The organism is Pseudomonas sp. B7(2017), assembly GCF_002112745.1.
Lineage (GTDB): Bacteria > Pseudomonadota > Gammaproteobacteria > Pseudomonadales > Pseudomonadaceae > Aquipseudomonas > Aquipseudomonas ekonensis.
In genome coordinates this window covers 1-22,594 of the sequence record NZ_NEIP01000029.1, presented here as the reverse complement: position 1 = coordinate 22,594, position 22,594 = coordinate 1, and the positions used below count along the sequence as shown (strand labels likewise).

23 protein-coding genes are annotated in these 22,594 nt (G+C 65.1%); 8 read left to right on the top strand and 15 right to left on the bottom strand.

Annotation, left to right across the window (positions count from 1 at the left end):
- Positions 1 to 21: 21 nt before the first annotated feature.
- Positions 22 to 1,476, bottom strand: coding sequence for an NAD(P)/FAD-dependent oxidoreductase (locus tag CAG29_RS27595; RefSeq protein ID WP_085586676.1), 1,455 nt, complete (start codon positions 1,474 to 1,476; stop codon positions 22 to 24).
- Between the two features lie 177 nt (positions 1,477 to 1,653).
- On the opposite strand from CAG29_RS27595, the gene CAG29_RS27590 reads away from it, so the two are divergent.
- On the top strand, positions 1,654 to 2,736 hold the full coding sequence (locus CAG29_RS27590; protein WP_085695436.1) for a diguanylate cyclase: 1,083 nt from the start codon (positions 1,654 to 1,656) through the stop codon (positions 2,734 to 2,736).
- A gap of 102 nt (positions 2,737 to 2,838) precedes the next feature.
- Here CAG29_RS27590 and CAG29_RS28625 read toward each other — a convergent pair whose 3' ends face one another.
- The 11 genes from CAG29_RS28625 to CAG29_RS27540 form a co-directional block, all read right to left on the bottom strand.
- Entirely contained in the window at positions 2,839 to 3,015 is a 177-nt protein-coding gene (locus CAG29_RS28625) for a hypothetical protein (RefSeq protein ID WP_170930082.1), read from the bottom strand.
- A complete protein-coding gene (locus CAG29_RS27585) occupies positions 3,012 to 3,692 on the bottom strand; it encodes a transposase (protein WP_085641092.1) in 681 nt (226 codons plus the stop codon). The genes CAG29_RS28625 and CAG29_RS27585 overlap by 4 nt, the downstream gene beginning before the upstream one ends.
- Complete coding sequence (locus CAG29_RS27580) at positions 3,689 to 4,462, bottom strand: hypothetical protein (RefSeq protein ID WP_085695435.1); 774 nt, start codon at positions 4,460 to 4,462, stop codon at positions 3,689 to 3,691. Before CAG29_RS27580 ends, CAG29_RS27585 begins: the two co-directional genes overlap by 4 nt.
- Positions 4,463 to 4,649: 187 nt before the next feature.
- Positions 4,650 to 5,519: an oxaloacetate decarboxylase gene (locus tag CAG29_RS27575; RefSeq protein ID WP_085586680.1), complete on the bottom strand. Its 870-nt coding sequence runs from the start codon at positions 5,517 to 5,519 to the stop codon at positions 4,650 to 4,652.
- Between the two features lie 158 nt (positions 5,520 to 5,677).
- Positions 5,678 to 6,712, bottom strand: coding sequence for an arginine N-succinyltransferase (gene astA, locus CAG29_RS27570; protein ID WP_085586681.1), 1,035 nt, complete (start codon positions 6,710 to 6,712; stop codon positions 5,678 to 5,680).
- A gap of 49 nt (positions 6,713 to 6,761) precedes the next feature.
- Positions 6,762 to 7,778: an arginine N-succinyltransferase gene (locus CAG29_RS27565; protein ID WP_085586682.1), complete on the bottom strand. Its 1,017-nt coding sequence runs from the start codon at positions 7,776 to 7,778 to the stop codon at positions 6,762 to 6,764.
- 118 nt (positions 7,779 to 7,896) lie between these two features.
- Positions 7,897 to 9,246, bottom strand: a complete 1,350-nt coding sequence (locus CAG29_RS27560) for an APC family permease (RefSeq protein ID WP_085633869.1) — start codon at positions 9,244 to 9,246, stop codon at positions 7,897 to 7,899.
- A gap of 79 nt (positions 9,247 to 9,325) precedes the next feature.
- Positions 9,326 to 10,078: an N-formylglutamate amidohydrolase gene (locus tag CAG29_RS27555; protein WP_085641094.1), complete on the bottom strand. Its 753-nt coding sequence runs from the start codon at positions 10,076 to 10,078 to the stop codon at positions 9,326 to 9,328.
- Positions 10,062 to 11,393: a glutamine synthetase family protein gene (locus tag CAG29_RS27550; RefSeq protein ID WP_085586685.1), complete on the bottom strand. Its 1,332-nt coding sequence runs from the start codon at positions 11,391 to 11,393 to the stop codon at positions 10,062 to 10,064. The genes CAG29_RS27555 and CAG29_RS27550 overlap by 17 nt, the downstream gene beginning before the upstream one ends.
- Positions 11,390 to 12,034 (bottom strand): isochorismatase family cysteine hydrolase, encoded by a 645-nt coding sequence (locus CAG29_RS27545; protein WP_085695434.1) that lies wholly within the window; start codon positions 12,032 to 12,034, stop codon positions 11,390 to 11,392. Before CAG29_RS27545 ends, CAG29_RS27550 begins: the two co-directional genes overlap by 4 nt.
- 2 nt (positions 12,035 to 12,036) lie before the next feature.
- Positions 12,037 to 12,891: a MurR/RpiR family transcriptional regulator gene (locus CAG29_RS27540; RefSeq protein WP_085586687.1), complete on the bottom strand. Its 855-nt coding sequence runs from the start codon at positions 12,889 to 12,891 to the stop codon at positions 12,037 to 12,039.
- Positions 12,892 to 13,210: 319 nt separating this feature from the next.
- On the opposite strand from CAG29_RS27540, the gene CAG29_RS27535 reads away from it, so the two are divergent.
- Both CAG29_RS27535 and cobF read left to right on the top strand, forming a co-directional pair.
- Positions 13,211 to 13,780, top strand: a complete 570-nt coding sequence (locus CAG29_RS27535) for a histidine phosphatase family protein (RefSeq protein WP_085695433.1) — start codon at positions 13,211 to 13,213, stop codon at positions 13,778 to 13,780.
- Entirely contained in the window at positions 13,780 to 14,535 is a 756-nt protein-coding gene (cobF, locus tag CAG29_RS27530; protein ID WP_085586689.1) for a precorrin-6A synthase (deacetylating), read from the top strand. Before CAG29_RS27535 ends, cobF begins: the two co-directional genes overlap by 1 nt.
- A 25-nt stretch (positions 14,536 to 14,560) precedes the next feature.
- Here cobF and ftrA read toward each other — a convergent pair whose 3' ends face one another.
- Positions 14,561 to 15,535 (bottom strand): transcriptional regulator FtrA, encoded by a 975-nt coding sequence (gene ftrA / locus CAG29_RS27525; RefSeq protein ID WP_085586690.1) that lies wholly within the window; start codon positions 15,533 to 15,535, stop codon positions 14,561 to 14,563.
- 99 nt (positions 15,536 to 15,634) lie between these two features.
- Between ftrA and CAG29_RS27520 the strand changes: the two genes are divergently transcribed.
- From CAG29_RS27520 to CAG29_RS27505, 4 genes are all read left to right on the top strand, one after another.
- Positions 15,635 to 16,069 carry a rhodanese-like domain-containing protein gene (locus CAG29_RS27520; protein WP_085586691.1) on the top strand — a complete coding sequence of 145 codons (435 nt, stop codon included), beginning with the start codon at positions 15,635 to 15,637 and terminating at the stop codon, positions 16,067 to 16,069.
- A 299-nt stretch (positions 16,070 to 16,368) separates the two neighbouring features.
- On the top strand, positions 16,369 to 17,148 hold the full coding sequence (locus CAG29_RS27515) for an ABC transporter substrate-binding protein (RefSeq protein ID WP_085633877.1): 780 nt from the start codon (positions 16,369 to 16,371) through the stop codon (positions 17,146 to 17,148).
- A 178-nt stretch (positions 17,149 to 17,326) separates the two neighbouring features.
- Positions 17,327 to 18,439 carry a succinylglutamate desuccinylase/aspartoacylase family protein gene (locus CAG29_RS27510; RefSeq protein ID WP_085633879.1) on the top strand — a complete coding sequence of 371 codons (1,113 nt, stop codon included), beginning with the start codon at positions 17,327 to 17,329 and terminating at the stop codon, positions 18,437 to 18,439.
- 165 nt (positions 18,440 to 18,604) lie between these two features.
- The gene (locus CAG29_RS27505) at positions 18,605 to 19,321 is read left to right on the top strand and encodes an alpha/beta hydrolase (protein WP_085586694.1); all 717 of its coding nucleotides are present in this window, start codon (positions 18,605 to 18,607) and stop codon (positions 19,319 to 19,321) included.
- A gap of 3 nt (positions 19,322 to 19,324) precedes the next feature.
- On the opposite strand, the gene CAG29_RS27500 is transcribed toward CAG29_RS27505, so the two are convergent.
- Positions 19,325 to 19,891 (bottom strand): hypothetical protein, encoded by a 567-nt coding sequence (locus CAG29_RS27500; RefSeq protein ID WP_085695432.1) that lies wholly within the window; start codon positions 19,889 to 19,891, stop codon positions 19,325 to 19,327.
- Between the two features lie 84 nt (positions 19,892 to 19,975).
- Positions 19,976 to 20,764 carry a hypothetical protein gene (locus tag CAG29_RS27495; RefSeq protein WP_085657151.1) on the bottom strand — a complete coding sequence of 263 codons (789 nt, stop codon included), beginning with the start codon at positions 20,762 to 20,764 and terminating at the stop codon, positions 19,976 to 19,978.
- A 180-nt stretch (positions 20,765 to 20,944) separates the two neighbouring features.
- On the opposite strand from CAG29_RS27495, the gene CAG29_RS27490 reads away from it, so the two are divergent.
- Complete coding sequence (locus CAG29_RS27490; RefSeq protein ID WP_085695431.1) at positions 20,945 to 22,264, top strand: Nramp family divalent metal transporter; 1,320 nt, start codon at positions 20,945 to 20,947, stop codon at positions 22,262 to 22,264.
- Positions 22,265 to 22,594 lie beyond the last annotated feature (330 nt).

Sequence of the window (22,594 nt, the reverse complement as noted above, 5' to 3'; positions counted from 1 at the left end):
GGACGTCTTCCTTATACGTGTTCAGGACAGAATGTGGTCGGCCGGCTTCAGCGACCGCGTCAGGCGGTGGTAGCTGAAGCTGAACCCCGGAAACATCGCGATCACATGACCGCTCCTGCTTTGGTACCAGCTGTGGCAGCCGCCGGTTTTCCAGACCGTGCGCTCCATTTCCCGGTGGATCATCTGAGTGTAGGTACGTTCTGCCTCGGGGCGGACTTCGATGCTGCGCAGGCCCCGGGCCTTGAGGGTGCGGATGCAGTCGAGGATGTAGTTCATCTGCGATTCGATGATGAACAGCGCCGAGGTGTGGCCGATCCCGGTGTTGGGGCCGGTGACGATGAACAGGTTGGGGAAGTCCGGCAGGCTGGTGCCCAGGTAGGCGCGCGGGTACTGCGCCCAGACGTCGCGCAGCCGGACGCCGTTCTTGCCGCTGACCGGGTAGGAAATCACCCCGTCGGTGGCGTCGTAGCCGGTGGACCAGACGATCAGGTCCACGTCGATGTGCTGGCCGTCGGTGGTGACGATGCCGGTTTCGTCGAGGGCGGCGATGCCCTGTTCGCGGCTGTGCAGGGTCACGTTCGCGCGGGTCAGCGCGGGGTAGTAGGTGCTGGAGAGCAGCACCCGTTTGCAGCCGATGGTGAAGTCCGGGGTGAGGCGCTGGCGCAGATCCGGATCGGCCACCTGGCGCTTGAGGAAATTCAGGGCCTGGCGCTGCACCAGGTGGATCGCCGGCTTGGAGTACTTGAAGGCGATCACCCGGGTTTCGAACTGCCAGTAGATCAACCAGCGCAGCAGCTTGTAGGCCGGTTTGAGGCCCAGCAGCCAACGCTGGAAGCGGCCGAAGGTGCGGTCGGCCCGCGGCAGCACCCAGTGCGGCGTGCGCTGGAACACATGCAGTTGCGCCACCTCCGGGGCAATCGCCGGAATCACCTGCGCCGCGCTGGCGCCGCTGCCGACGATCGCTACCCGTTTGCCCCGGTAGTCGTAGGCGTGATCCCAGTTGTTCGTGTGAAAGCTCTTGCCCCGGAAGCGTTCCGCGCCCGGAAAGTGCGGGATGACCGGCTGGCTCAGCGGCCCGGTGGCATTGATCAGGAACTGTGCGTGGAACGTTCCTTTGGCGACGGTGTGCACGGCCCAGCGCTTTTGCGCGTCGTCCCATTCGATGCGCTCGACGTTCGCGCCCAGCTCCACCCGCTCGCGCAGGCCGAACCGCTGCGCCACGTGTTCGGTGTAGCGGTGCAGTTCGGCTTGCCCCGCGAACATCTGCGTCCAGGGGTAGGGCGCGAACGACAGCGAATACAGCGGCGACGGCACGTCCACCGCCGCGCCGGGGTAGGTGTTCTGGCACCAGGTGCCGCCGAAGAAGTCCCGCCGTTCCAGCAAGCGAAAATCGTCGATGCCGGCCTTGAGCAGATTCACCGCGGCGCACTGGCCGCCAAAACCGCTGCCGATGATCAACACTTGATAGGTCTGCATGCGCCTCCTTCTTATAGTCGTTTTTCCGTTTTCCTCCTTTCATGTATAGCCAATCATTTGCCCGGTGTCGGGCCCGGGCAGTGCGATCGGTGGCCCGCTGGCCGGTGATGGCTAATTGAGGGTGCCCTGTTAGACTCTCAGCACATCCGTCTTCCGATGCGCGCAGTAGAGGCCCCTATGGAAAAAGCGGGAGGTCAGGGAAGAAAAGGACTGTCGTTGGCCAGGAGGCTGCATACGTCGCGAACCCTCGGGCTGGCGCTGGGGCTCCTGTGTGTGGGGGCGGCGATGCATCCGCTCGGTCCACCGCCCTGGGTCTGGGCGCTGATGCTGTTCAACGGGTTGTTGTGGCCGCACCTGGCCTTTCAATGGGCCCGCCGGGCCCGCGTGCCTTACCATGCCGAACACCGCAACCTGCTGATCGACGCGTTTCTCGGCGGCTTCTGGGTCGCCGCCATGCAGTTCAACCCTTTGCCCAGCGCCACCACCGTCTCGATGATGGCGATGAACAACGTCGCCATCGGCGGGCTGCGCTTTCTGCTGGCGGGACTGGCGGCGCAACTGTTGGGGATCGGCGTCGGGCTGGTGGTGTTCGCGCCGGCGTTCGTGCCGCCGACCACGCCGCTGCAACTGTATGCGTGCCTGCCGCTGCTGATGCTGTATCCGCTGGCTTTGGGCTGGATCTGCTTTCGCCAGGCCTACACCCTGGGCCTGCACAAGCGCGAGCTGCTGGCCCTGAGCCGTACCGACAGCCTGACCGGGCTGCTCAACCACGGCGCCTGGAAAGACCGGCTGCAGATCGAGTTCCAACGCTGCAAGAGCCTGCAGAAGGGGGCGGCGATCGCCCTGATCGACATCGATCACTTCAAGGCCATCAACGACACCTACGGCCACGGGGCCGGCGACATCGTGCTGCGCCAACTGAGCAAGATCCTCAGGCAGAACCTGCGCAACGCCGATGTGGGCGGGCGCTACGGCGGCGACGAATTCTGCGTGATTCTGCCGGACATGCCGCTGTTCAACGCCGCCCAGGCCATGGAGACCTTGCGCGAGCGCTTTTCCTTTCTGGCGTATGAGCAGAACCCGGCGTTGAAAGTCAGCCTGAGCATCGGGCTGGCGGCGTTCGACCCGTCCCACGCCGAGGCCACCCAATGGCTCGACGACGCCGACCGGGCGCTCTACGAGGCCAAGAGCGGCGGGCGCAACCGGGTGATGTGCTACAGCGACGGCAAGCACCGGCGCGAAGCGCTCGGTTCGGTCTGAAGGGGCGGGCAAGCGGCTGCCCCCGCCTTGGGGAGTGTTGAAGAACAGCGAGACGGCAGTCCTTGCGGACTGCCGTCGGGCGAAGCGCGGCTTGCGCTGGCCTTACTTTTGTTGAGGCAAGTTCCAGAACTGCTTGATTTCGTGGATGTTGCCCACGTTGTAGCGCGGCATGAAGCTGGCGCACGGGGATTGGGCTGCGGTCTTGACCGGCGTGTTGATCAGCTCGGTGCCGGCGCGCAGCAGTGGTGTTTGGGTCCAGTTTTCGAGTGGCGTGTTCATACAGATTTCCTTTCTGGTTGAGCGGACGCAGAGTGCAGTCCGCGTTGGAGCAAGGACAGCAGGTTCTCAAAGACCGCTGTTTCCTGCGTGGCGATGCCGGGGTAGGTCGGCACCAGGTTCTCGTCGAAGCACCAGGCTTCTTCGGTTTTTGTCGTCTGCCGAGGATGAATGATCAGGCTCAGCGAGGCGGACATCGTTTCGGGTGGAAGCTGGCGGTGAATGTCATACAGCGGCGACATGTGCAGAACATGGCCGGGTGCAAGTTTCACGCTGCGCTCGTCCCCCAATGAGGGTTTTACGCCGGCTTTCAATGGCGTGCGGTCAAGGATTGCGCGCAATGTCGTTGTATAGCCGTCACCGCTGTAGCCGACCGCATACATTTCAAAGTCATGCGAATGGTAAAGGTCATAAATGAATGTCTGTTTTTCATCCGTTGATATGACCGGTGACCAGAATCCGAGGCGCAGCGTATATAAGTCGTTGTAGTGCAATACAAACGCATAAGGGCTGTAAAGGGTGTTGCGCGTGCTGAAACCGTTTTGCTGAATGGTGTTGTAGAGATGCTCGCTCAAGAGTGTCCGGTTTGTCGCAAGTTGTTTGAGGTCTTCGATGATGCTCGACTTGTCGACACTGGGGTCGTAATTCGCCATACGCTCGATGAACGTCTGCAGTTTCATGCGGCTTCGCTCCGTCGTTCGAGCAATTGGTCGAGACGTGGGTTGTTCAGTTTCCTCAATAGCGGCACATATCGCCGGGCTGTGTCTTGAGCGTGCTGATCGATGATCTGAAACGCTTTCCACGCAACGGCCGGGTGGTAGTGGTGGATCAGCTCTTCGGCCACCCTGACGGCCTCCGGATCCTGTGCCGCCTCAAGCAGTTCGAGGCTGACCAGGTAGCGCGCGGCGCTGTCGTCGTGGGGGAACCAGGCGACCTTGCGTAGCGAGGACCGGTCAAACACGCTGATGTCGGCGCTGCGAACGGGCAGGTTGACGCTGCCGACCAGCACGGGCGTAGGGCCCTCGGACGGGACGCACTCATACAGGGTATGTCGGCCGTCGATGAGCAATGGATCGCGATCCGTGACGGTCACGCGCCTGGCGAGACTCAGCCGGTCGCCTTCGATGCCGTACAGCTGGACAGAGAAAGGCTCAGAGTGGACGGGAAAGAGGATGCTGTGTCCCGGCACTGAATAAAGAACGGTCGAACTGGTGCTGCTCAGGGTTCTGACGCTGATGTTCGCATCATCGGTGCAGTGCAATGTCAGCGTTTGGGTGTACGGATTGACGTTGTCGAGAATGGTTGCCCGCTGCTGTTGTTTGGCAGAGGTCTTGATGTTGCTGTAGAGATGGTTGGAAAGTTCTTGGATTTCTATTGTCAGGTTTAGGTTCTTTATTGCTTCGGCTAATTCTGCAGGGGCCGAATTGTAGTGTTTGAGCAGGTTGATCATGGTGGCGTTTTTAGGTTTGTTTATATGCCGCCATTCTCTTGTTGAGGTGTTGTTTGTGCAATGTTTGGGTTGTTATCGGATGTTTGGAGTTGTTGTCTTTTATGTAAGCCCAAGGCTGCATTGACCCTGCCCGGCGACATTGCGTCGACCGGTCGGATCAAACAGTGCGTTTCAAATCTTGAAGAAGTTACTCCTTGACGCTCATGTATTCCTTCGCCCAGAGGATGTAGTCCTCAGGCTGCGTATAGGTGTGCGTCAGTTCGGTGGCGCTCAGGTCCGAGGCCTGGGTGAAGATCTGCCGCTGTTCGCGCAGGCTGTCGTAGGTCGCCTTGATGGCCGCGAAGTAGGCGCCGTGGCCGTCGATGGCTACGCGCACGCCCAGTTCGGCCAGGCGTTTGTCGTCGCGCAGCGCCGGGTTGCCGTAGGTGACCAGCATCAGCGGCACGCTCAGGTGCTCGGCGATCTGTTCCAGTTGGTCGAAGTCCTGCACGCCGACCATGCAGATGCCGTCGGCACCGGCGGCCTGGTATTGCTTGGTGCGGCTGATGATTTCCTGGTTGGGCAGGATGCCGGCGTTGGTGCGGGCGATGATGGCCATTTCCGAGTCGACCCGGGCCTCCAGGGCCGCGCGGATCTTGCCGACGCCTTCGGCGACCGAGATCAGGTCGGTGGACTTGCGGCCGAACTGGGCCGGCAGCAGGGTGTCTTCGATGGTCAGGGCGGCGACGCCGGCGCGCTCCAGCTCGACGATGGTGCGCATCACGTTGAGGGCATTGCCGTAGCCGTGGTCGGCGTCGGCGATCACCGGCAACTGGGCGACGCGGCCGATGCGGGTGGCCTGTTCGGTGAATTCGCTCAGGGTGATCAGGGCGAAGTCCGGCGCGCCCAGCACCTGCAGGGACGCCACCGAGCCGCCGAGGATCCCCACTTCGAAGCCCAGGTCGGCCGCGATGCGGGCGGACATCGGGTCGAACACGGAAGCGGTGTGGTAGCAGGCGCCTGAGGCCAGCAGCTGACGGAAGTTACGGCGCAAATCTTGATGGGAAAGCCTGGACATACTGATTCCACCAATACAAGGGAATGGAAAGGCTTGAGCAAAGGTGTCAACGCCGAAGAATCAAGAGGCTATCACGCGAATGGGTCAAGGATCATGACGAATTTGCAAGGCGGGAGAAAGCGCACCGCAGCGGGAGCAAGCGCCCTCGCCGCTAAGGGTCAGGCTGCGGCGGCCTGCTGTTGTTGGTTGGGCAGCAGCACCGCCCGCACCGAGTCGCCCGGCTGCAGTTGCAGGCGCTTGGCAGTGAGGCGGTCGACCACCAGGCTGCCGCCGACCCGGCGGGCCTGGGCGGCGGTGATGCGGCAGTTCTCCAGACGGCGGTTGTGGATCAGCCACTGGGGCGCCTGGTCGTCCGGCGTGCCGAGGGCCAGGGTCAGCTCCAGGCTTTCGCGCACCGTGCGGATGCTGTGGACGGGGGCTTCGATCACCGGACCGCCGTCGAAGATGTCGATGTAGCCTTTGTGGATGAAGCCCTCGGCCTGAAGGATCTTCAGCGCCGGCTCCGTGGTGGGGTGCGGCTGGCCGATGACCGCCTGGGCCTGCTCGGTGAGCATGCAGGTGTACAGCGGCTGGCGCGGCATCAGTTCGGCGATGAAGGACTTGTTGCCCAGCCCCGACAGGTGATCGGCGTGGCTGAAGTCCATCTGGAAAAAGTGCCGTCCCAGGCTGTCCCAGAACGGTGAGCAACCCATCTCGTCGGCGCTGCCGCGCAGTTCGGCGATCATCTTTTCGCCGAACAGGTGCGGAAACTCGGCGACGAACAGCAACCGCCCCAGCGACAGCAGGCGGCCGTTGCTGCCGTGGCGCTGGTCATGGCCCAAGAACAGCGAGCACAGTTCCGATTGGCCGGTCAGTTCATTATTGAGGAACAGCGTCGGGATCTGACGCTGGATGCCCAGGTCCGGTGCCGAACTGACGGTCAGCCCCACCCGGTAGTTGTACCAAGGCTCGCGCAGGCCGATGGCGCCGGTCAGGGCGCTGACGCCGACCACGCGCTGTTCGTCGTCCTCGAGCACGAACAGGTAATCCGCGTCGGCCCGCTCGACCTGCCCGCAGAAGGCGCGCCGGGCCCAGCGCACCCGGTGGGCCAGACGGTCTTCATTGGCCGGCAGGGTGGTGAACCCCGGACCGGCCTGGCGCACCAGCGCCATCAAGGCCGGCAGGTCGCTGACGTGAACCGGGCGGACAATCATGCTGCAACTCCTTCTGCGCGCCTGCTGGGACGCTGGTTCGGGGCAAGGTTCACAGTGCGGTCACCCGCACGCTGTCGCCATCGGTGACGCCCAGTGCCGCACACAACTGCGGGGTGAGGGCCAGCGGCTGTCCCGGTCGGTCGTCCAGTTCGGCCACCACCGCGCGGAATCCCTTCAGGGCGTCGTTGCAGACCAGGCAATGGCCCCGGGCGTCGATCTGCGCCTGACGCCGCACCGTGACGGCCCGGCTCTGGCCGATCGAGCGAATGTTCGCGGTGCGGGCGTACAGGGTGGGGCCGGCGTCGAACAGGTCGATGTAGCTGTTGGTCTCGAAGCCTTCGCGCTCAAGGATGTCGAACGCTTCCTGGCCGTCGGGGTGCACCCGGCCGATGCAGTCTTGCGCGGCCTGGGGCAGCATCGGCACGTAGATCGGGTACTGCGGCATCAGTTCGGCCAGGAACGTGCGGTTCTGCAGGCCGCACAGGCGTTCGGCCTCGGCGTAGGGCAGGTCGAAGAAGTGCTTGCCCAGGGCGTCCCAGAAGGGCGAACGCTGCTGGTCGTCGCTGTAGCCGACGATTTCGGTGATCACCGCGTCGGCGAAGCGCCGGCCGTGGATGGCGATGAACAGCAGCCGTGCCCGCGACAGCAGTTCGGAGTGGGGCGAGCGCACCAGCGCGGCGTCGATGTGAAAGCCGCGCAGCAGGGTGTGGCTGTTCAGGTCCTGGCACAACGACAGCGCCGGCACGCCGTGCTCGATGTTCAGTTCCCGCGAGGCGCTGGTGAAGTGGCGGTTGCGCAGGCTGTAGAACGGGCCGTCGCAGCCGGCGGTGGCGACGATTTCCGAGCAGCCGACCAGCCGGCCCTGTTCCTGGTCTTCCAGCACGAAGAAATAGTTCTCCGAGCCTTGGGCCTGCGTCTCGCTGTCGAACGAGGCGCAGGAGCTGGCGATCCTTTCGCGCAGGCGGTCGCTGTCGTCCGGCAAGGAGGTGACGCCCACGAGGCTGTCGCGGGCCAGCTGTTGCAGGTGGGGCAGGTCGGTTGGCTCGACTGGGCGTAAGACCAGCATGGATGCACTCCTGTATCGAACGGTTCGGCGTCATCGCCGAACCTGACTATCACTGTCGGTTTCCACGCGTTAAATCGGCGGTCGCCTGATTCTTTGTCAGACGCCGCTCTTTTTCTTGTCAGCCATTGCTCGGGTCAGGCAGGGCGGTGCCGGCGCCGAGGCGGTTCAGGAAAAACAGGTACACCAGGCCCAGCGCGATCCAGATCAGGCCGAGTTTCTGCGCATCGACGCCCATGTTGTACATGATGGCCGCGACGATCCCGAAGCCGATCACCGGGCAGATCAGGTGACGCACCACCTGCCCGGACTTCTGCCGGCGCCAGTAGTGGTTGATGACGGTCAGGTGCAGCAGCATGAAGCCGCTCAAGGCGCCGAAGTTGACCAGCGACGTCAGCGTGTCCACCGAATCGATGAACAGGTAGCAGATCACCAGCGACAGCACGGCCACCAGGTAAATGCTCAGGTAGGGCGTGTTGTGGGTCGGATGGACCTTGGCCAGCACCTTCGGCAGCTTGCCGTCGCGGGCCATGCCGAACAGCAGGCGCGACACCGCTGCCTGCGAGGTGATGGCGACCGCCACGCCCCAGGCCAGTGCGGTGGCGACGCCGGTCAGGGTCGCCAGCCAGCTGCCGGCGGCGATTTCGGCGATCTCGTAGAACGCGGTGTCGGCGGACTTGAAGCCCATGCCGGCGGCCAGGTCGGTGGCGATCCAGGTCTGCACGACGAAGATCGCGCCCATCACCACCAGGGTGATCAGCGCGGCCTTGCCGACGCTGCGGCCCGGGTCGCCCTTGATCTCTTCGGCCAGGGTGGAGATCGCATCGAAGCCCAGGAACGACAGCACCGCGATCGACACCGCCTGCATCAGCAGGGCGAAGTTGAACGTCTGCGGGTGGTACAGCGGCGCCAGGGTCAGTTGGCCGTTGCCGGCGCCGTTGTGCAGGGCGTTCCAGGCATAGAACAGGAAGATGCCCAGCACCGCCAGCTGCGCCAGCAGGAACAGGATGTTCATGCGTGCGGTGAAGGTGATGCCGCGCAGGTTGACGAAGGTCGCGCTGACCAGGAACGCCAGGATGAATCCGACCTTGGGAACCTCAGGGTAGAGATGGTTCAGGGCCATGGCCGCGTAGACGTACAGCAGCGGCGGGATCAGCAGGTAGTCGAGCAGCATCAGCCAGCCGGCGAGGAACCCCACGTGCGGGTTAAGGCCCCGCTGCGCGTAGGAATACACCGAACCTGCAACCGGAAAGGCCCGGGCCATGCTGCCGTAGCTCAGCGCGGTGAACACCATCGCCACCATGCCGATGATGTAGGCCAGCGGCACCATCCCCGGCGCTTCGGCGTTGACGTAGCCGTACACGCCGAACGGGGCGATGGGGATCATGAAGATCATCCCGTACACCACCAGGTCGGTCAGCGTCAGGCTACGTTTCAACTCCTGCTTGTAGCCGAACTGTTCTATTTCCATGAAGCTCAACTCCTTGTCAGCCAATCGTTCGATTTTTAGTTGTTATGTCGGTCCATCGTTTACGGCAACAGCAAAAAGACTACAGCAGAGGGGCCAGATAACCGGCCCAGCGCGCCACCGCGTCGGGGCTGCGCAGCAGGTCGTTGCGCACCTCGATCAGCACTGACTCCAGGCCCCGGGCATCGCCGTGCACCGGCACGGTCATGTCGCCCAGCGGGTCGACCCGGTAGGGCTGGTTGCCCGCCACCTTCAGCGGGTGCTTGCCCAGGCCATCGAGCAGACGGTGGGCGTAGGCCTTGGCATGGCCGAACAGCACGCCCGCCTCCAGCTCGCGGGGCTGGCCGTAGTACACCGGGGTGAAACTGTGGATTCCCACCACCCGCACCGGACGGCCGGCGGCCAGGCGGGTGTCGATCAATTGCTGCAACCGCGAATGAAAGGGCTTGAACAACGTCTGACGGCGGTACTCGCGGGTGGTTTCATCCAGGTCGCGGTTGCCCGGCACCTGATAGATCTCGCTCTGCGCCGGAATGCTGTCCGGCGCGTGCCGGGGGCGGTTGAGGTCGATCAAGAGCCGCGAATAGTTGGCGCTCAGCAGCGTCGCGCCCAATTGCTCCGACAGCCGCTCGGCCAGCGCCAGCGCGCCGATGTCCCAGGCGATGTGCTCGCAGGCGGCGGCCTCATCCAGGCCCAGGTCGTTCAGGGCCTCGGGGATGTAGCGGCTGGCGTGCTCGCACACCAGGATCAGCGGGTGCGTCGAGTCTTCGCGGCTCAGGTTGTAGACCGGTCGGGTATACAACCCAAGCTCGGCAGGTTCAGTACAGGCGTGCATAGTGCTCACACAGGTCAGCGGGCGAGAGCTGTTCCGTCAGCGCCAGTTCCTCGGTCTTAAGGGCGAAATACGTATCGAGCAGCGGCGCCGGCAGGGCCAGCGCCAGCGCTTGACTGTTGCGCAGGCAATCCAGTGCCTGGGCCAGCGAGCCGGGCAGGGCGACGATGCCCCGCTCCTTGCGTTGTTCGTCGTTGAGTGAATCGGGAATTTCGTCGGTGACCGCGTTCAGCGCCAACTTGCGCTCGATGCCCAAGCGCCCGGCGATCAGCAGGGCGGCCATCGCCAGATGCGGCGAGGCGGTGGCGTCCATGGCGCGGAACTCCAGGTTGAATTGCTTGGCCACAGGCTTGTCGCCCAGCGTCACCGTCGGGCAGATCCGCAGCGCCGCTTCGCGGTTGCGCTGGCCGAGGCAGGCGTAGGACGCGCTCCAGTGGTGCGGCTGCAGGCGCTCGTAGGAGACCGGCGTCGGCGCGGTCAACGCGCACAGCGCCGGCAGGTAATGCAGCACGCCTGCCGCCCAGTGCTGGCCGAGGGTCGACAGGCCGTTGCTGGTGCCGGCGTCGTAGAGCACCGGCCGGCCTTCGAGGTCGAGCAGGCTGAGGTGCAGGTGCACGCCGTTGCACACGGCGTCGGCGGCGGTCTTGGGCGCGAAGCTGACGTCCAGCCCCATCTGCCGGGCGATCTCGCGGGTGATCTCGCGCACGTTCACTGCGCGGTCCGCCGCCGCCACGCCCAGGGCCGGGCGGCAGGTGATCTCGTACTGGTGCTTGCCGTATTCGGGCAGGAACATCTCCGGCTCGACCTGCCCGGCGCGCAGCGCACTGAGCAGCCAGCCGCCGAATTCGGCGCCCTGGCGCTGGGATTCGAGGGAGAAGGCCAGGTGTTCGGCAAAGCCTGCGTGCAGGTTGAATTCGTGCTCGAACGCGGCATTGATCTGCAGGCCGAGCCCGTCGCGGTAGCGTTCGACCTCATCGCGCAGCAGGGTGCGCGGACAAGCACCCCATGCTTGGCCGTCGGTTTCGCGGATGTCGCAGTGGATGAAGTCCAGCGCCGGGGCCGCCGCGTCCGGGCCGTTGCCGACGGTGACGCGGCTGGTCAGGTCAGGAATCAGCCGCAGGTCGCCGTAGGCGCCCCAGGGGTTGGTGCTGGCGATGATGTCCTGCGGGGTCAGCGCGCTGTTGGCCGGCACCCAGCCGCAACCGGCGGCGCGGTAATGTTCCAGCTCATCGGTGGGGAAGGAGCGTCCCCGGGTGATGCCGGTCAGGTCGGTGGTGACCAGGGTGGTCATCGGCAGTGGCGACAGGCGTTCGCTCATGGCTGCATCTCCCGCAGGCGGCCCAGCACGGTCTGGGTGTCGGTGATCCAGCAGTAGCCCTTGATCGCGTTCAGGCAGGCCTCGTGCCGCTCGGCGGAGTAGGTGGCGCAGGCGTCTTCCACCAGGGTCACCAGGTAGCCGCGGTCGGCGGCGTCGCGCACGGCCATGTCGACGCACTGGTCGGTGACGATGCCGGCGACGATCAGGTGGCGGGTCTCGAGGTTGCGCAGCACATAGTCGATGTTGGTCGAGTTGAAGACCCCGGACGAGGTCTTGGGCAGCACGATTTCGTTTTCCGAAGGCGTCAGTTCAGCGATCACCCGGGCCTGGGCGCTGCCCTTGGGCAGGTGCATGTCCGACAGTTTGTGGTCCAGCGATCGGTCGCGGCCGTCGGCGGTCAGGCTTTCGATGATCGTGTGCAGCACGTTCTGCCGCGCCCGGCGAAAGGCGTTGAGCAGAATCTGCTGGTTGGGCACCACCTGCGCGCGGGTACGGTTGAGGAAGTACGCGGCGTCCGGGCCTTCGAGATGCGGGTCGAACTGCGGTTCGAGCCAGGCCCGCTGCATGTCCACCAACAGCAGTGCGGTGTGGCCCGTGACGAACGGCAGATCCCGTGGCGAGCGGTGGGGAAGGCTGAACATCCTTATTTATCCTCCAGCAGGTGGGTGTCGAAGTCGTTGCGCATGGCGTCGATGCCCTCCAGGCGTTCGGCCAGGTTCGGGCAGCGCGGGGTCAGGCTGGCGATCAGCGCTTCGACCTGCGCCAGCGCCGGCACCATGGTGTCGAACGGCGAGGCGGACTCGACCGGGGCGCTGATGATCATGTCGGCCAGTTCCCGCAGCGGCGAGGCGTAGATGTCGGTGAACAGCACCACCCGGGCGTTGTTGTGCTTGGCCGCGCTGGCCACGCGCAGGGCCTGGGTCTGGTAGCGGCGGTAGTCGAACACCAGCACCACGTCCTGGCGTTGCAGGTCGAACAGCCGGTCCGGCAGTTGGGCGTTGTCTTCCAGCGCGAAGCAGCCGGGGCGCAGCAGGCGCAGGTGATTGAGCAGGTAGTTGGCCATCAGGCTGCTGAAGCGTCCGCCGAAGCAGTGCACCTGATGGCGCGTATCGAGCAGCCAGTCCGCCAGGATCCGCACGTCTTCGGGTTGGGTCAGGGCCTGGGTCTCGACCAGCAGCCCGTGGCTGTGGGTCAGGTAGTGGCTCCAGGGGTCGTCGCTCTTGTGCTGCGAACGCGGCTGCAGCAGGGTGCGCGGCGAGCGCAGGCGATGATCCATGTCGCTGAGGAGCGCGTCCTGGAAGTCGGCGTAGCCGCCGAAACCGAGCTTTTTCACCAACCGCACGATGGTCGGGTCGCTGACGCCGGCGTGTTCGGCCAGGCGTGCCATCGGCCCCAGGCCATTGCGCGGGTACTGATCCAGCAGCGCACGCACGACTTTGCGCTCCGAGGGCGTCAGGTCGAGGCCGGGATCGGTGATCAGGTCTCTGAGAGGGGGCATCCGGGCTCCTGCTGGATGGGGGTGTAGAATTTGTTTCACAATCCGTTAAAACAGTATTTATGTAACTCACGTTACATGTCTAGTGAATTTTCAGCGTATGTCTGCAAGCACCCAAACGGGGCAAGATGCCCGGGCCGTAAGGGCTAGGCGAGTTTCTTTCTCGCTTGTAGGCCATTGCCCATTCTCGTGTCAGACATTGTCGCTTCGTGGCGGTAGACTCCTTCATCCCGCACCCCGCGAACCTTTTGTTTACGGCACAATGGCCGTCATCGTGGCGTTCAACTGTTCTCGCATTCTCTTCCTCAACGAGTGATTTACCGTGCTGGCCATCCGCCTGACCCTGGTTTGCCACGCGCGAACCGTCGCACAAAAACTGGCGCGTTTTCCTACGGATGAGCCGATCGAGCAAAGGACGCTGGCCGACGCCGCGCTGGCAGCCCGGCTCGACGCCCCGTACCGGTTGGTCTGCGGCCCCGAGTTGCGCACCCGTCAGACCGCCGAAGCGTTTGGCCGTGAAGCACAAGTCGATGAGGCGTTGCGCGATTGCGACTGGGGGCGCTGGCAGGGGCAATCGATCAAGGCGCTGCAGCAGAACGAACCCGAGGCGCTGCACGCCTGGCTGGAGGATCCGGGGGCCGCGCCCCATGGCGGGGAATCGGTGACGCAGTTGGGCGAGCGGGTGGCGGCCTGGCTGGCCGTCCTTCAATCCCGCCCCGGCCACACCGTGGCGATCACCCATCCGTTTGTGATCCGTGCGGCGCTGGCCCACGTGGTTCAGGTCCGGGCCTCCCAGTGCATCGATGTCGAGCCGCTGGCCCTGGTCGATCTGCGTTTCGCCGGCCGCTGGCGGCTACGCTTGCCCGGCATCGACCTGGGAGGAGCCCTTTGATGAAACGTTTGCTGGTCATCGGCATCGGCGCCGGCCATCCGGACTACATCACGATGCAGGCCGTGAAGGCGCTCAACCGGGTGGATGTGTTCTTTCTCATGGACAAGGGCCAGGCCAAGGGTTCGCTGATCGACCTGCGCCGCGAAATCTGTGAGCGCTACATCACCGATCCTGCGTACCGTTTCGTCGAAGCCCACAGCCCTGAGCGTGAACGCGGGGATGTGGACTACACCGCCAGCGTCGAGGATCTGAACCGTGCCAAGCAGGCGTCTTTCGAACGACTGATCAACGAAGAATTGGCTGACGGCCAGTGCGGCGGTTTTCTGGTGTGGGGCGATCCGGCGCTGTACGACAGCACGATCCGCATCCTGCAGGCAATTGTGCTGTCGGGCCGATGTGTGTTCGAGTTCGAGGTGATCCCCGGCATTACCAGTGTCCAGGCGCTGGCGGCGCAGCACAGGGTGCCGTTGAACGGCATCGGCCGCTCGGTCGAAATCACCACGGGACGGCGCCTGGCGGCGGGGCAGGTGAGCAATGCGGACACTGTGGTGGTGATGCTGGATGCGCAGGACGCGTACCGTCAGGTGGCGGATCCGCAGACGGAGATTTTCTGGGGGGCCTATCTGGGGACGCCGGACGAGATCCTCATCAGCGGCCGGCTCCAGGACGTCGCCGATGAGATCGGGCGGGTGCGCCAGGCGGCGCGGGCGGAGCACGGGTGGATCATGGACACCTACCTGCTGCGCAAGCCTTGAGGCCGGCCCAGCCGGCATCAAGGCCTCAGGACAGTGTCCGCACCTCGCGCCCGAACCGCTCGCGGTACACCGACGGCGGCACGCCCACCACGCTGCGGAACGCCACGCGAAAGCTTTCCACCGAGCGGTAGCCGCAGCGCAGGGCGATCTGCTCGGTGTTCTGCCCGCTGCTCTCCAGCAGTTCCCGCGCCCGGGCCAGCCGCTCGTGCTGCAGCCAGGCCTTGGGCGACTGGCCGCTGGCCTCGGTAAAGCGCCGCAGGAAGGTGCGCTCGCTCATCGCCGCCTCGCTGGCCAGGTCGCGCACTTCCAAAGGTTCATGCAACCGCTCGCGGGCCCATTGCATCACCCGCGACAGGTCGCTGCGCGGTGTCGGGCTGACCGGGGCGGGAATGAACTGGGCCTGGCCGCCGGTGCGCTGCGGCGACATCACCAGGCGCCGCGCCACCGAGTTGGCGACCTGGGTGCCGAAGTCGCGGGCCACCAGATGCAGGCAGGCGTCGATGCCCGCCGCACTGCCGGCCGAGGTGATCAACTGTCCGGCGTCGACGTACAGCACGTCCGGGTCGACCTCGATGGCCGGAAAGCGCTCGGCCAGTTCCGCCGTGTAGCGCCAGTGGGTGGTGGCGCCATGCCCGTCGAGCAGGCCGCTGGCCGCCAGCACAAACACCCCGGAGCAGATCGACAGCAGCCGCGCGCCGCGGGCGTGGGCCTGGCGCAGCGCAGTCAGTAAGGCCTCAGGCACCGGGGCGCTGCGGTCGCGCCAGCCGGGGATGATCACCGTGCGCGCCTGCTCCAGCAGTTCCAGGCCGCCGTCGGCCAGCACCCGGATGCCGCCCATGGCCCGCATCGGGCCCGGGTCGACGGCGGCGATGCAGTGCTCGTACCACGGGAAATCGAACTCCGGCCGGGCCAGGCCGAAGATCTCGACGGCGATGCCGAATTCGAAAGTGCAGAGGCCATCGTAGGCGAGGATGGCGACCCGGCCGGGCGAATCAGTCATTTGGCGGAAAATTCCCGATGAGTGTCTTGTGCGCCACTGTAGCGGCAAGCGACGCCCCGATAAAGTCTGTTCACACCCACAGACGCAGGAGCTTTCCCCATGACCAGCCTGGTTCGCCAAATCCCGGCCGCTTCCTCGGCCATCGCCTTGATGCATTTCAGCAACCGTCTGACGTTCGAAACCGATTGCTCCGACGTCTTCAGCAGCCAGGAGGCCGGCGAAACGGACTTCGTGCTGGTGGATGTGCGCGGGCCGCTGGCCTTTGAGCGCGGGCATGTGCCCGGAGCGGTCAACCTCCCTGGACGTCTGCTGACCGCCGAGAGCCTGGCCGGCTACCCGAAGGACACCTTGTTCGTCGTCTACTGCGCCGGCCCGCACTGCAACGGCGCCAACAAGGCGGCGGTGAAGCTGGCGGCGCTGGGGTATCCGGTCAAGGAGATGATCGGCGGCGTCACCGGTTGGCTGGACGAGGGGTTCCAATTGAGCGTGGCGATGCAGCGTCCGGCGAGCGCCGCGATCGGGTGCGAATGCTGATCCCGGCCTGAAGGACGAACGTCCGTTGTGGTGAGGGAACCGGTTCCCTCACCACAATAGCCCTCGATCCTGGTGAGATTGAGGGTTTGTCCTACAGTCCTTGCACTGTGATGGCGCACACCTTTCCCACCTGCCAGGCACTCGCCGATTTTCTGTAAGTATTTGTCGCTTAAACACAATTTGCCCCGTGCGAGCCGCCATAGACTGCCGGCCACTTCGGATTCTTTGCCATCACCGGCAAGGCCGAACCCTGACAATCGAAAGCTGCCAATAAAAGCCTCCGCACACGGGAGAAATAAATGAAAAAGCTGGTTATGTTCGGTGCCCTGGCACTGTCGATGCTGTCCCTGACCGCCGTGGCCGACGAGGCCAAGCCGATCCGCATCGGCATTGAAGCCGGTTACCCTCCGTTCTCGATGAAAACCCCCGACGGCAAGCTGGCCGGTTTCGACGTGGACATCGGCGACGCGCTGTGCGAACAGATGAAAGTCAAATGCACCTGGGTCGAGCAGGAGTTCGACGGCCTGATCCCGGCGCTGAAAGTGAAGAAGATCGACGCGATCCTGTCGTCCATGACCATCACCGACGACCGCAAGAAAAACGTCGACTTCACCATCAAGTACTACCACACCCCGGCGCGCTTCGTGATGAAGTCGGGCTCCGGCGTCAAGGATCCGCTGACCGAGCTCAAGGGCAAGAAAGTCGGCGTGCTGCGCGCCAGCACCCACGACCGCTACGCCACCGACGTGCTGGTGCCGGCCGGCATCGAGCTGGTGCGCTACGGCTCACAGCAGGAAGCCAACCTGGACATGGTGTCCGGCCGCATCGACGCCATGCTGGCCGACTCGGTCAACCTCAGCGACGGTTTCCTGAAGACCGACGCCGGCAAAGGCTTCGAGTTCGTCGGCCCGACCTATGAAGACGCCAAGTACTTCGGCGGCGGCGCCGGCATCGCAGTGCGTAAGGGCGACACGGAGCTGGCGGAAAAATTCAACACCGCCATCAACGAGATCCGCGCCAACGGCAAGTACAAGCAAGTGCAGGACAAGTACTTCGACTTTGACGTGTACGGCCATTAATACGCTGTAGAAGAGTGGCCTGCGCCTCGGCGGGGCCACTTTTTTCGTTTTCGCGATTGCAAGAAACCCTTGCGGGAGCGAGCCTGCCCGCGATTGCCCACGGACATGACCGGCCGCCATCGCGGGCAGGCTCGCTCCCACAGGCGTTTACCGCCGCTTCGAGATTCAGGAGTTCCCCATGCAACGCATCGATCACCAGTTGCCCTGGAGCCATCTGGGCAGTGAACGTTCCCTCAGCGTTTTCCGCTTCGGCGCAGGCCCGCGCAAGGTGTACATCCAGGCCAGCCTGCACGCCGATGAGCTGCCGGGCATGCGCACGGCCTGGGAGCTCAAGCAGCGCCTGGGCGCGCTGGAGCGCGAAGGGCGCCTGCAAGGCGTGATCGAGCTGGTGCCGGTGGCCAACCCCATCGGCCTGGACCAGCACCTGCAAAGCGCCCACATGGGCCGCTTCGAACTGGGCAGCGGCAAGAACTTCAACCGTGCGTTCGTCGAACTGAGCGCGCCGGTGGCGGCCCTGGTCGGCGAGCGTCTGGGCGATGACGCCGCCGCCAACATCGCGCTGATCCGCCAGACCATGGGCCAGGTGCTCGACGACCTGCCGGCCCCGGCCTCGCAGCTGGAAGCCTTGCACCGTCTGCTGCTGCGCCACGCCTGCGACGCCGACATCACCCTGGACCTGCATTGCGACTTCGAAGCGGCCATTCACCTGTATGCGTTGCCGCAGCACTGGCCGCAGTGGCAGTCCCTGGCCGCCCGCCTGAAGGCCGGCGTGGCGCTGCTGTGCGAGGACTCCGGCGGCAGCTCGTTCGATGAATCCTGCTCGTCGCCGTGGCTGCGCCTGGCGCGGGCGTTCCCCGAGGCGGCGATTCCGCCGGCCAACCTGGCGACCACCCTGGAGCTGGGCAGCATGGGCGACACCCGGGTCGAACAGGCCCAGGCCAACTGCGAGGCGATCCTGGGCTTCCTGGCAGAGCAAGGCTTCATCGGCGGCGAATGGCCACCGGCGCCGCAGGAATGCTGTGAAGGCATGCCGTTCGAAGGCACCCAATACCTGTTCGCGCCGCACCATGGCGTGGTGAGCTTCCTGCGGGACGCGGGGGAGTGGGTCGAGCGGGGAGACGCCCTGTTCGAAGTGGTCGACCCGCTGAACGACCGGGTCACCACCGTGCGCGCCGGCACCAGCGGCGTGCTGTTCGCCCTCGACCGCGGGCGCTACACCCAGCCGGGGATCTGGCAGGCGAAAGTGGCCGGGCGCGAGCCGATCCGGGCCGGGAAGCTGATCAACGACTGAGTGTGTGTTTGACTCAAGGGCCTCATCGCGAGCAGGCTCGCTCCCACAGTCGACCGCGTTCCCCTGTGGGAGCGAGCCTGCTCGCGATAGCGGTTTTGGTTGCGACACAGAATGCGGATCATGCCAGGCTCTGCCCCTGATACGGCCCACCGCCAAGGACGCCCCATGCTCAAGACGCTAGCCCTGTTTGCCCTCCTGGCCTGCGGCACCGCCCAGGCCCAGACCACGCTGCAGACCGATCTGCCGCTCAATTACCTGGCCCAGGTCCACCCGGATGCCGAACCGCGTCCGCTGGTGGTTTTCCTGCACGGCTACGGCAGCAACGAGGCGGATCTGATCGGCATGAAGTTTCAGCTGCCGGCGCAGTACAACTACCTGTCGGTGCAGGCGCCGATGGCGCTGGGGGAAGGGCGTTTCCAGTGGTTTCGCAAGAAGGGCGAAGGGGCCTACAACGGCGAGCCCGATGACCTGAAGGCCAGCGGGCAGAAACTGCGGGCCTTCGTGACGGCTGCGGCGCAGAAATACCACGCCGAGCCGAACAAAGTGTACCTGGTCGGCTTCAGCCAGGGCGCGATGATGAGTTACGAAGTGGGCCTGCGCCAGCCCGCAGTGGTGGGCGGATTCGCCGCATTGAGCGGGCGCTTGTTGCCGGTGCTCAAGGCCGAACTCGAAGCCGCCGGGCCACCGGCTCCGGTGCAGGTCTTCATCGGCCACGGCACCGCCGACGACCGTGTGCCCTATCGCGACGGCACCCAGGCCGATGCATTGCTGAAGCGCTTGGGCTACGCGCCGCAGTTCCACGCCTACCCCGGCGTGGGCCACAGCATCGGCGCGGCGGAACTGCGGGATTTGAGCGCCTGGCTGCAGGGGCTCAATCCCTGACGGTCACTTCTCCTTGAGGATCGCGTTGACCAGCGTTTCGTGGCCGCTCTTGTCGCTGGCCCGGGAAATCACCTGAACCAGCGCCATCCGGGTGCCGGAGCCGGCCATCAGCGTGGTGTTGAGGGTCTGGCCGCCGCCCTGGGTGGCGGTGCTGTCCACCTGGCGCAGGCCCAGGCCGTTGCCCTTGCGGGTGATGCTTTTCTCACTGAGCTTGTTGAAGTCCGGCAACGCCTTGCGCTGGCCTTCGATGAAGTCCGTCACGGTGGCGTCGAGGAACGCGCTGTCGTTGTCCTTGACGTTGTTGCCTTCGGGAATCTGGTTCTCTGCGGCGATGACCACGGTGCGGGTGGCCTGGTTGGTGTACATCGTGCCCTTGGCGCCGGTCGGGCCCGGCGGCAGCGGGTCGGCGACGAACCCCTTGGGCAGCGTGAAGGTGAGCTTGCCGTCGAGCATCGAGACCTTTTCGCCGGCAGCCTTGTCCTTGGCCTTGGCGGCCTGGGCATTGAGGGCGCCGAGACCGGCCGCCGTCGCCAGCAACAGGATGACGGCTTTCTTGCAGAGCGGGGACATTCGAAACTCCATGGGGTGGTCGGACGTGGGCGGCGATCATCCCATGGAGCGGGGCGTCGCTCCAGAGCGGTTTGTCAAGGCGGGTCAGGCCGGTGGCCGCTGTGCGGGGGCTTTCGTTGCGGCAGGCTTGGCGAGCAGTTGCTTGGTCACGCCCAGCATGGCCACCGATACCGCGACGGCCACCGCGAAACCGGCGAACCCGAACGTGGGCACGGCCAGCGCCAGCACCAGGCAAAACGCCGAGAACGAATACATCCCTGTCGCCGTTGCCCGCAGCAGCGCGGCGGTGAACGCCGGGCCGCGGGTCTGCTGGGAAAACACCGCCATCACGCTGCCCAGCACCGGAAACACCGCCAGCAGGCCGCTCCAGCGTTCGCCCACGGTGCTGGCCAGCAGGGTCACCACCAGCGTCAGCGCCGCGCCGGCGACCATCCGCCAGATCAACCGATCCGATTTCGGCGCCGGGCCGCCCACCACCGGGTGCACGTCGGGGAACAGGCGTGGCGCCGCCAGCAACGCCGTCGCAGCGGCCGCCACCGAGAACGGCAGCGACGGCGGGATCAGCGACAGCGCCACCGCCAGCAGCGCCCAGACGCTGAGGGAAACCGCCAGCGCCCATGGCCAGTTCGCCCGTTGCGCGACCTGAGCGTAGGTGACGCAGAACGCAATCATCGCAAGCATGGCCGACAGCGCCGCCACCGCCGATTGCGCGGCGAACGCCAGGCCCTGCTCAAGGGCGAGGAACAGCAGGATCGGCCCGACCACCACCGGCAACCCCGACAGCCAACCGGCCACGCTTGGCCCCCAGCGCTTGCCGGCCAGGGAAATCAGCAGCAGGAAACCGGGGATCAGCAACAGTTTGAGGATCAGCACACGAAGGGCTCCGTCGGGTGAGAGGGGCCACGGTAGCATCGCGGCGAGGGGATTGCTTCAGGAAAATACAATTTTTGTATACAAAAATACGCCCCCGGAAAACTCGGCACATCGTCCCTTGGGCACGGCGGGCGAAACGTCTAAGCTGCGAGCCTTTCCCACTTGTTTCTGGATGTGTGCGTGAAATTCAGTCTGCCCAAGGTCGGCACCGCGCCGTTCTGCCCGCCGGAAGTGGCCGGCAGCGTCGCGGTCGATCCGAGTGCTTCATTCTTCAAGCGTGTGCTGCGCTTCGCCGGCCCCGGACTGCTGGTGTCCATCGGCTACATGGATCCGGGCAACTGGGCGACGGCCATCGAGGCCGGCTCGCGGTTCGGCTACAGCCTGCTGTTCGTGGTGCTGCTGACGAGCCTGGCGGGGATGGTCGTCCAGTGCCTGTGTTCGCGCCTGGGCATCGCCACCGGGCGGGATCTGGCGCAATTGTCCCGTGAGCGCTACAGCACCGGCACGGCGCGGCTGCAATGGGGCCTGGCGGAGATTTCGATCATCGCCACCGACCTGGCCGAAGTGCTCGGTTGCGCGCTGGCGTTTCACTTGTTGCTGGGGTGCTCGCTGAGCGTCGGCATCGCCCTCACGGCGTTCGACACGCTGCTGGTGCTGGCCTTGCAGAACCGCGGCTTCCGGCGGCTGGAGGCGATCATGCTGGTGCTGGTGGGCACCATCGGGGTGTGCTTTTTCGTGGAGTTGCTGCTGATCAAACCGTACTGGCCGGATGTCGCCCAGGGCTTCAAGCCGTCGCTGTCGGCCATCGGCGAGGCGGCGCCGCTGTACCTGGCGATCGGCATCCTCGGCGCCACGGTGATGCCGCACAACCTGTACCTGCACACGTCCATCGTGCAGACGCGGCTGATCGGCAAGGACCTGGCCAGCCAGCAGGACGCGGTGAAGCTGGCGCGCATCGACACCATCGGCTCGTTGGCGCTGGCGCTGCTGGTCAACGCAGCGATCCTGATTCTCGCGGCGGCGGCGTTTCACCAGTCCGGGCACACCGACGTCACGGACATCCAGGACGCCTATCACCTGCTGGATCCGCTGGTGGGCGGGGCGCTGGCCAGCGTGCTGTTCGGTGTGGCGCTGCTGGCGTCCGGGCAGAGTTCGACGTTCACCGGCACCATCGCCGGCCAGGTGATCATGGAAGGGTTCCTGAACCTGCGGATCCCCTGCTGGCAGCGGCGCCTGATCACCCGGGGGCTGGCGCTGATCCCGGCGTTCATCGGCGTGTGGCTGATGGGCGACGGCGCGGTGGGCAAGCTCTTGGTGCTGAGCCAGGTGGTGCTGAGCCTGCAACTGCCGTTCGCCTTGTACCCGCTGATCCGCATGACCAACGACCGACAGCTGATGGGGCCGTTCGTGAACCGGTTGCCGACCCGGGTGTTGGCGTGGGGGGTGTTTGCGGTGATCAGCGGGGCCAACAGTTGGCTGATCCTGCAGCTGGCTGCTTGACCTTCACAGTTGCGGGGGCTGCACCGTCCCCATCGCGGGCAAGCCAGCCCCCACAGGGGCCGGCGGCGTTCGCGGCATTGGCGGGCCACCGCAAGATTCTGTGGGAGCTAGCTTGCTGGCGATAAGGTCGGTCCGGCCGACATCTTCATTGCCTGACATGCCGCCATCGCTGGCAAGCCAGCTCCCACAAAGGTCAGCGGCGTTCACAGAAATGGCAGCCCAACGCAGAATCCTGTGGGAGATTCTATGTTGCAAGGGAACCCTGCAGCCTCAAGTTCGGTTGGTATTCGCTCTCGCTTTTCATGAGGGCGAATGCCACCCGGCACAGCT

Bases quoted from the DNA above. Each gene is read 5' to 3' on its own strand.
- CAG29_RS27575 (WP_085586680.1), bottom strand. From the start codon at position 5,519: ATGTCCAGGCTTTCCCATCAAGATTTGCGCCGTAACTTCCGTCAGCTG.
- CAG29_RS27510 (WP_085633879.1), top strand. From the start codon at position 17,327: ATGCAACGCATCGATCACCAGTTGCCCTGGAGCCATCTGGGCAGTGAA.
- CAG29_RS27560 (WP_085633869.1), bottom strand. From the start codon at position 9,246: ATGGAAATAGAACAGTTCGGCTACAAGCAGGAGTTGAAACGTAGCCTG.
- CAG29_RS28625 (WP_170930082.1), bottom strand. From the start codon at position 3,015: ATGAACACGCCACTCGAAAACTGGACCCAAACACCACTGCTGCGCGCC.
- astA (WP_085586681.1), bottom strand. From the start codon at position 6,712: ATGATTGTCCGCCCGGTTCACGTCAGCGACCTGCCGGCCTTGATGGCG.
- CAG29_RS27555 (WP_085641094.1), bottom strand. From the start codon at position 10,078: ATGCACGCCTGTACTGAACCTGCCGAGCTTGGGTTGTATACCCGACCG.
- CAG29_RS27545 (WP_085695434.1), bottom strand. From the start codon at position 12,034: ATGTTCAGCCTTCCCCACCGCTCGCCACGGGATCTGCCGTTCGTCACG.
- CAG29_RS27585 (WP_085641092.1), bottom strand. From the start codon at position 3,692: ATGAAACTGCAGACGTTCATCGAGCGTATGGCGAATTACGACCCCAGT.
- cobF (WP_085586689.1), top strand. From the start codon at position 13,780: ATGAAACGTTTGCTGGTCATCGGCATCGGCGCCGGCCATCCGGACTAC.
- CAG29_RS27540 (WP_085586687.1), bottom strand. From the start codon at position 12,891: ATGCCCCCTCTCAGAGACCTGATCACCGATCCCGGCCTCGACCTGACG.
- CAG29_RS27565 (WP_085586682.1), bottom strand. From the start codon at position 7,778: ATGCTGGTCTTACGCCCAGTCGAGCCAACCGACCTGCCCCACCTGCAA.
- CAG29_RS27505 (WP_085586694.1), top strand. From the start codon at position 18,605: ATGCTCAAGACGCTAGCCCTGTTTGCCCTCCTGGCCTGCGGCACCGCC.
- ftrA (WP_085586690.1), bottom strand. From the start codon at position 15,535: ATGACTGATTCGCCCGGCCGGGTCGCCATCCTCGCCTACGATGGCCTC.
- CAG29_RS27500 (WP_085695432.1), bottom strand. From the start codon at position 19,891: ATGTCCCCGCTCTGCAAGAAAGCCGTCATCCTGTTGCTGGCGACGGCG.
- CAG29_RS27590 (WP_085695436.1), top strand. From the start codon at position 1,654: ATGGAAAAAGCGGGAGGTCAGGGAAGAAAAGGACTGTCGTTGGCCAGG.
- CAG29_RS27515 (WP_085633877.1), top strand. From the start codon at position 16,369: ATGAAAAAGCTGGTTATGTTCGGTGCCCTGGCACTGTCGATGCTGTCC.
- CAG29_RS27595 (WP_085586676.1), bottom strand. From the start codon at position 1,476: ATGCAGACCTATCAAGTGTTGATCATCGGCAGCGGTTTTGGCGGCCAG.
- CAG29_RS27520 (WP_085586691.1), top strand. From the start codon at position 15,635: ATGACCAGCCTGGTTCGCCAAATCCCGGCCGCTTCCTCGGCCATCGCC.
- CAG29_RS27580 (WP_085695435.1), bottom strand. From the start codon at position 4,462: ATGATCAACCTGCTCAAACACTACAATTCGGCCCCTGCAGAATTAGCC.
- CAG29_RS27550 (WP_085586685.1), bottom strand. From the start codon at position 11,393: ATGAGCGAACGCCTGTCGCCACTGCCGATGACCACCCTGGTCACCACC.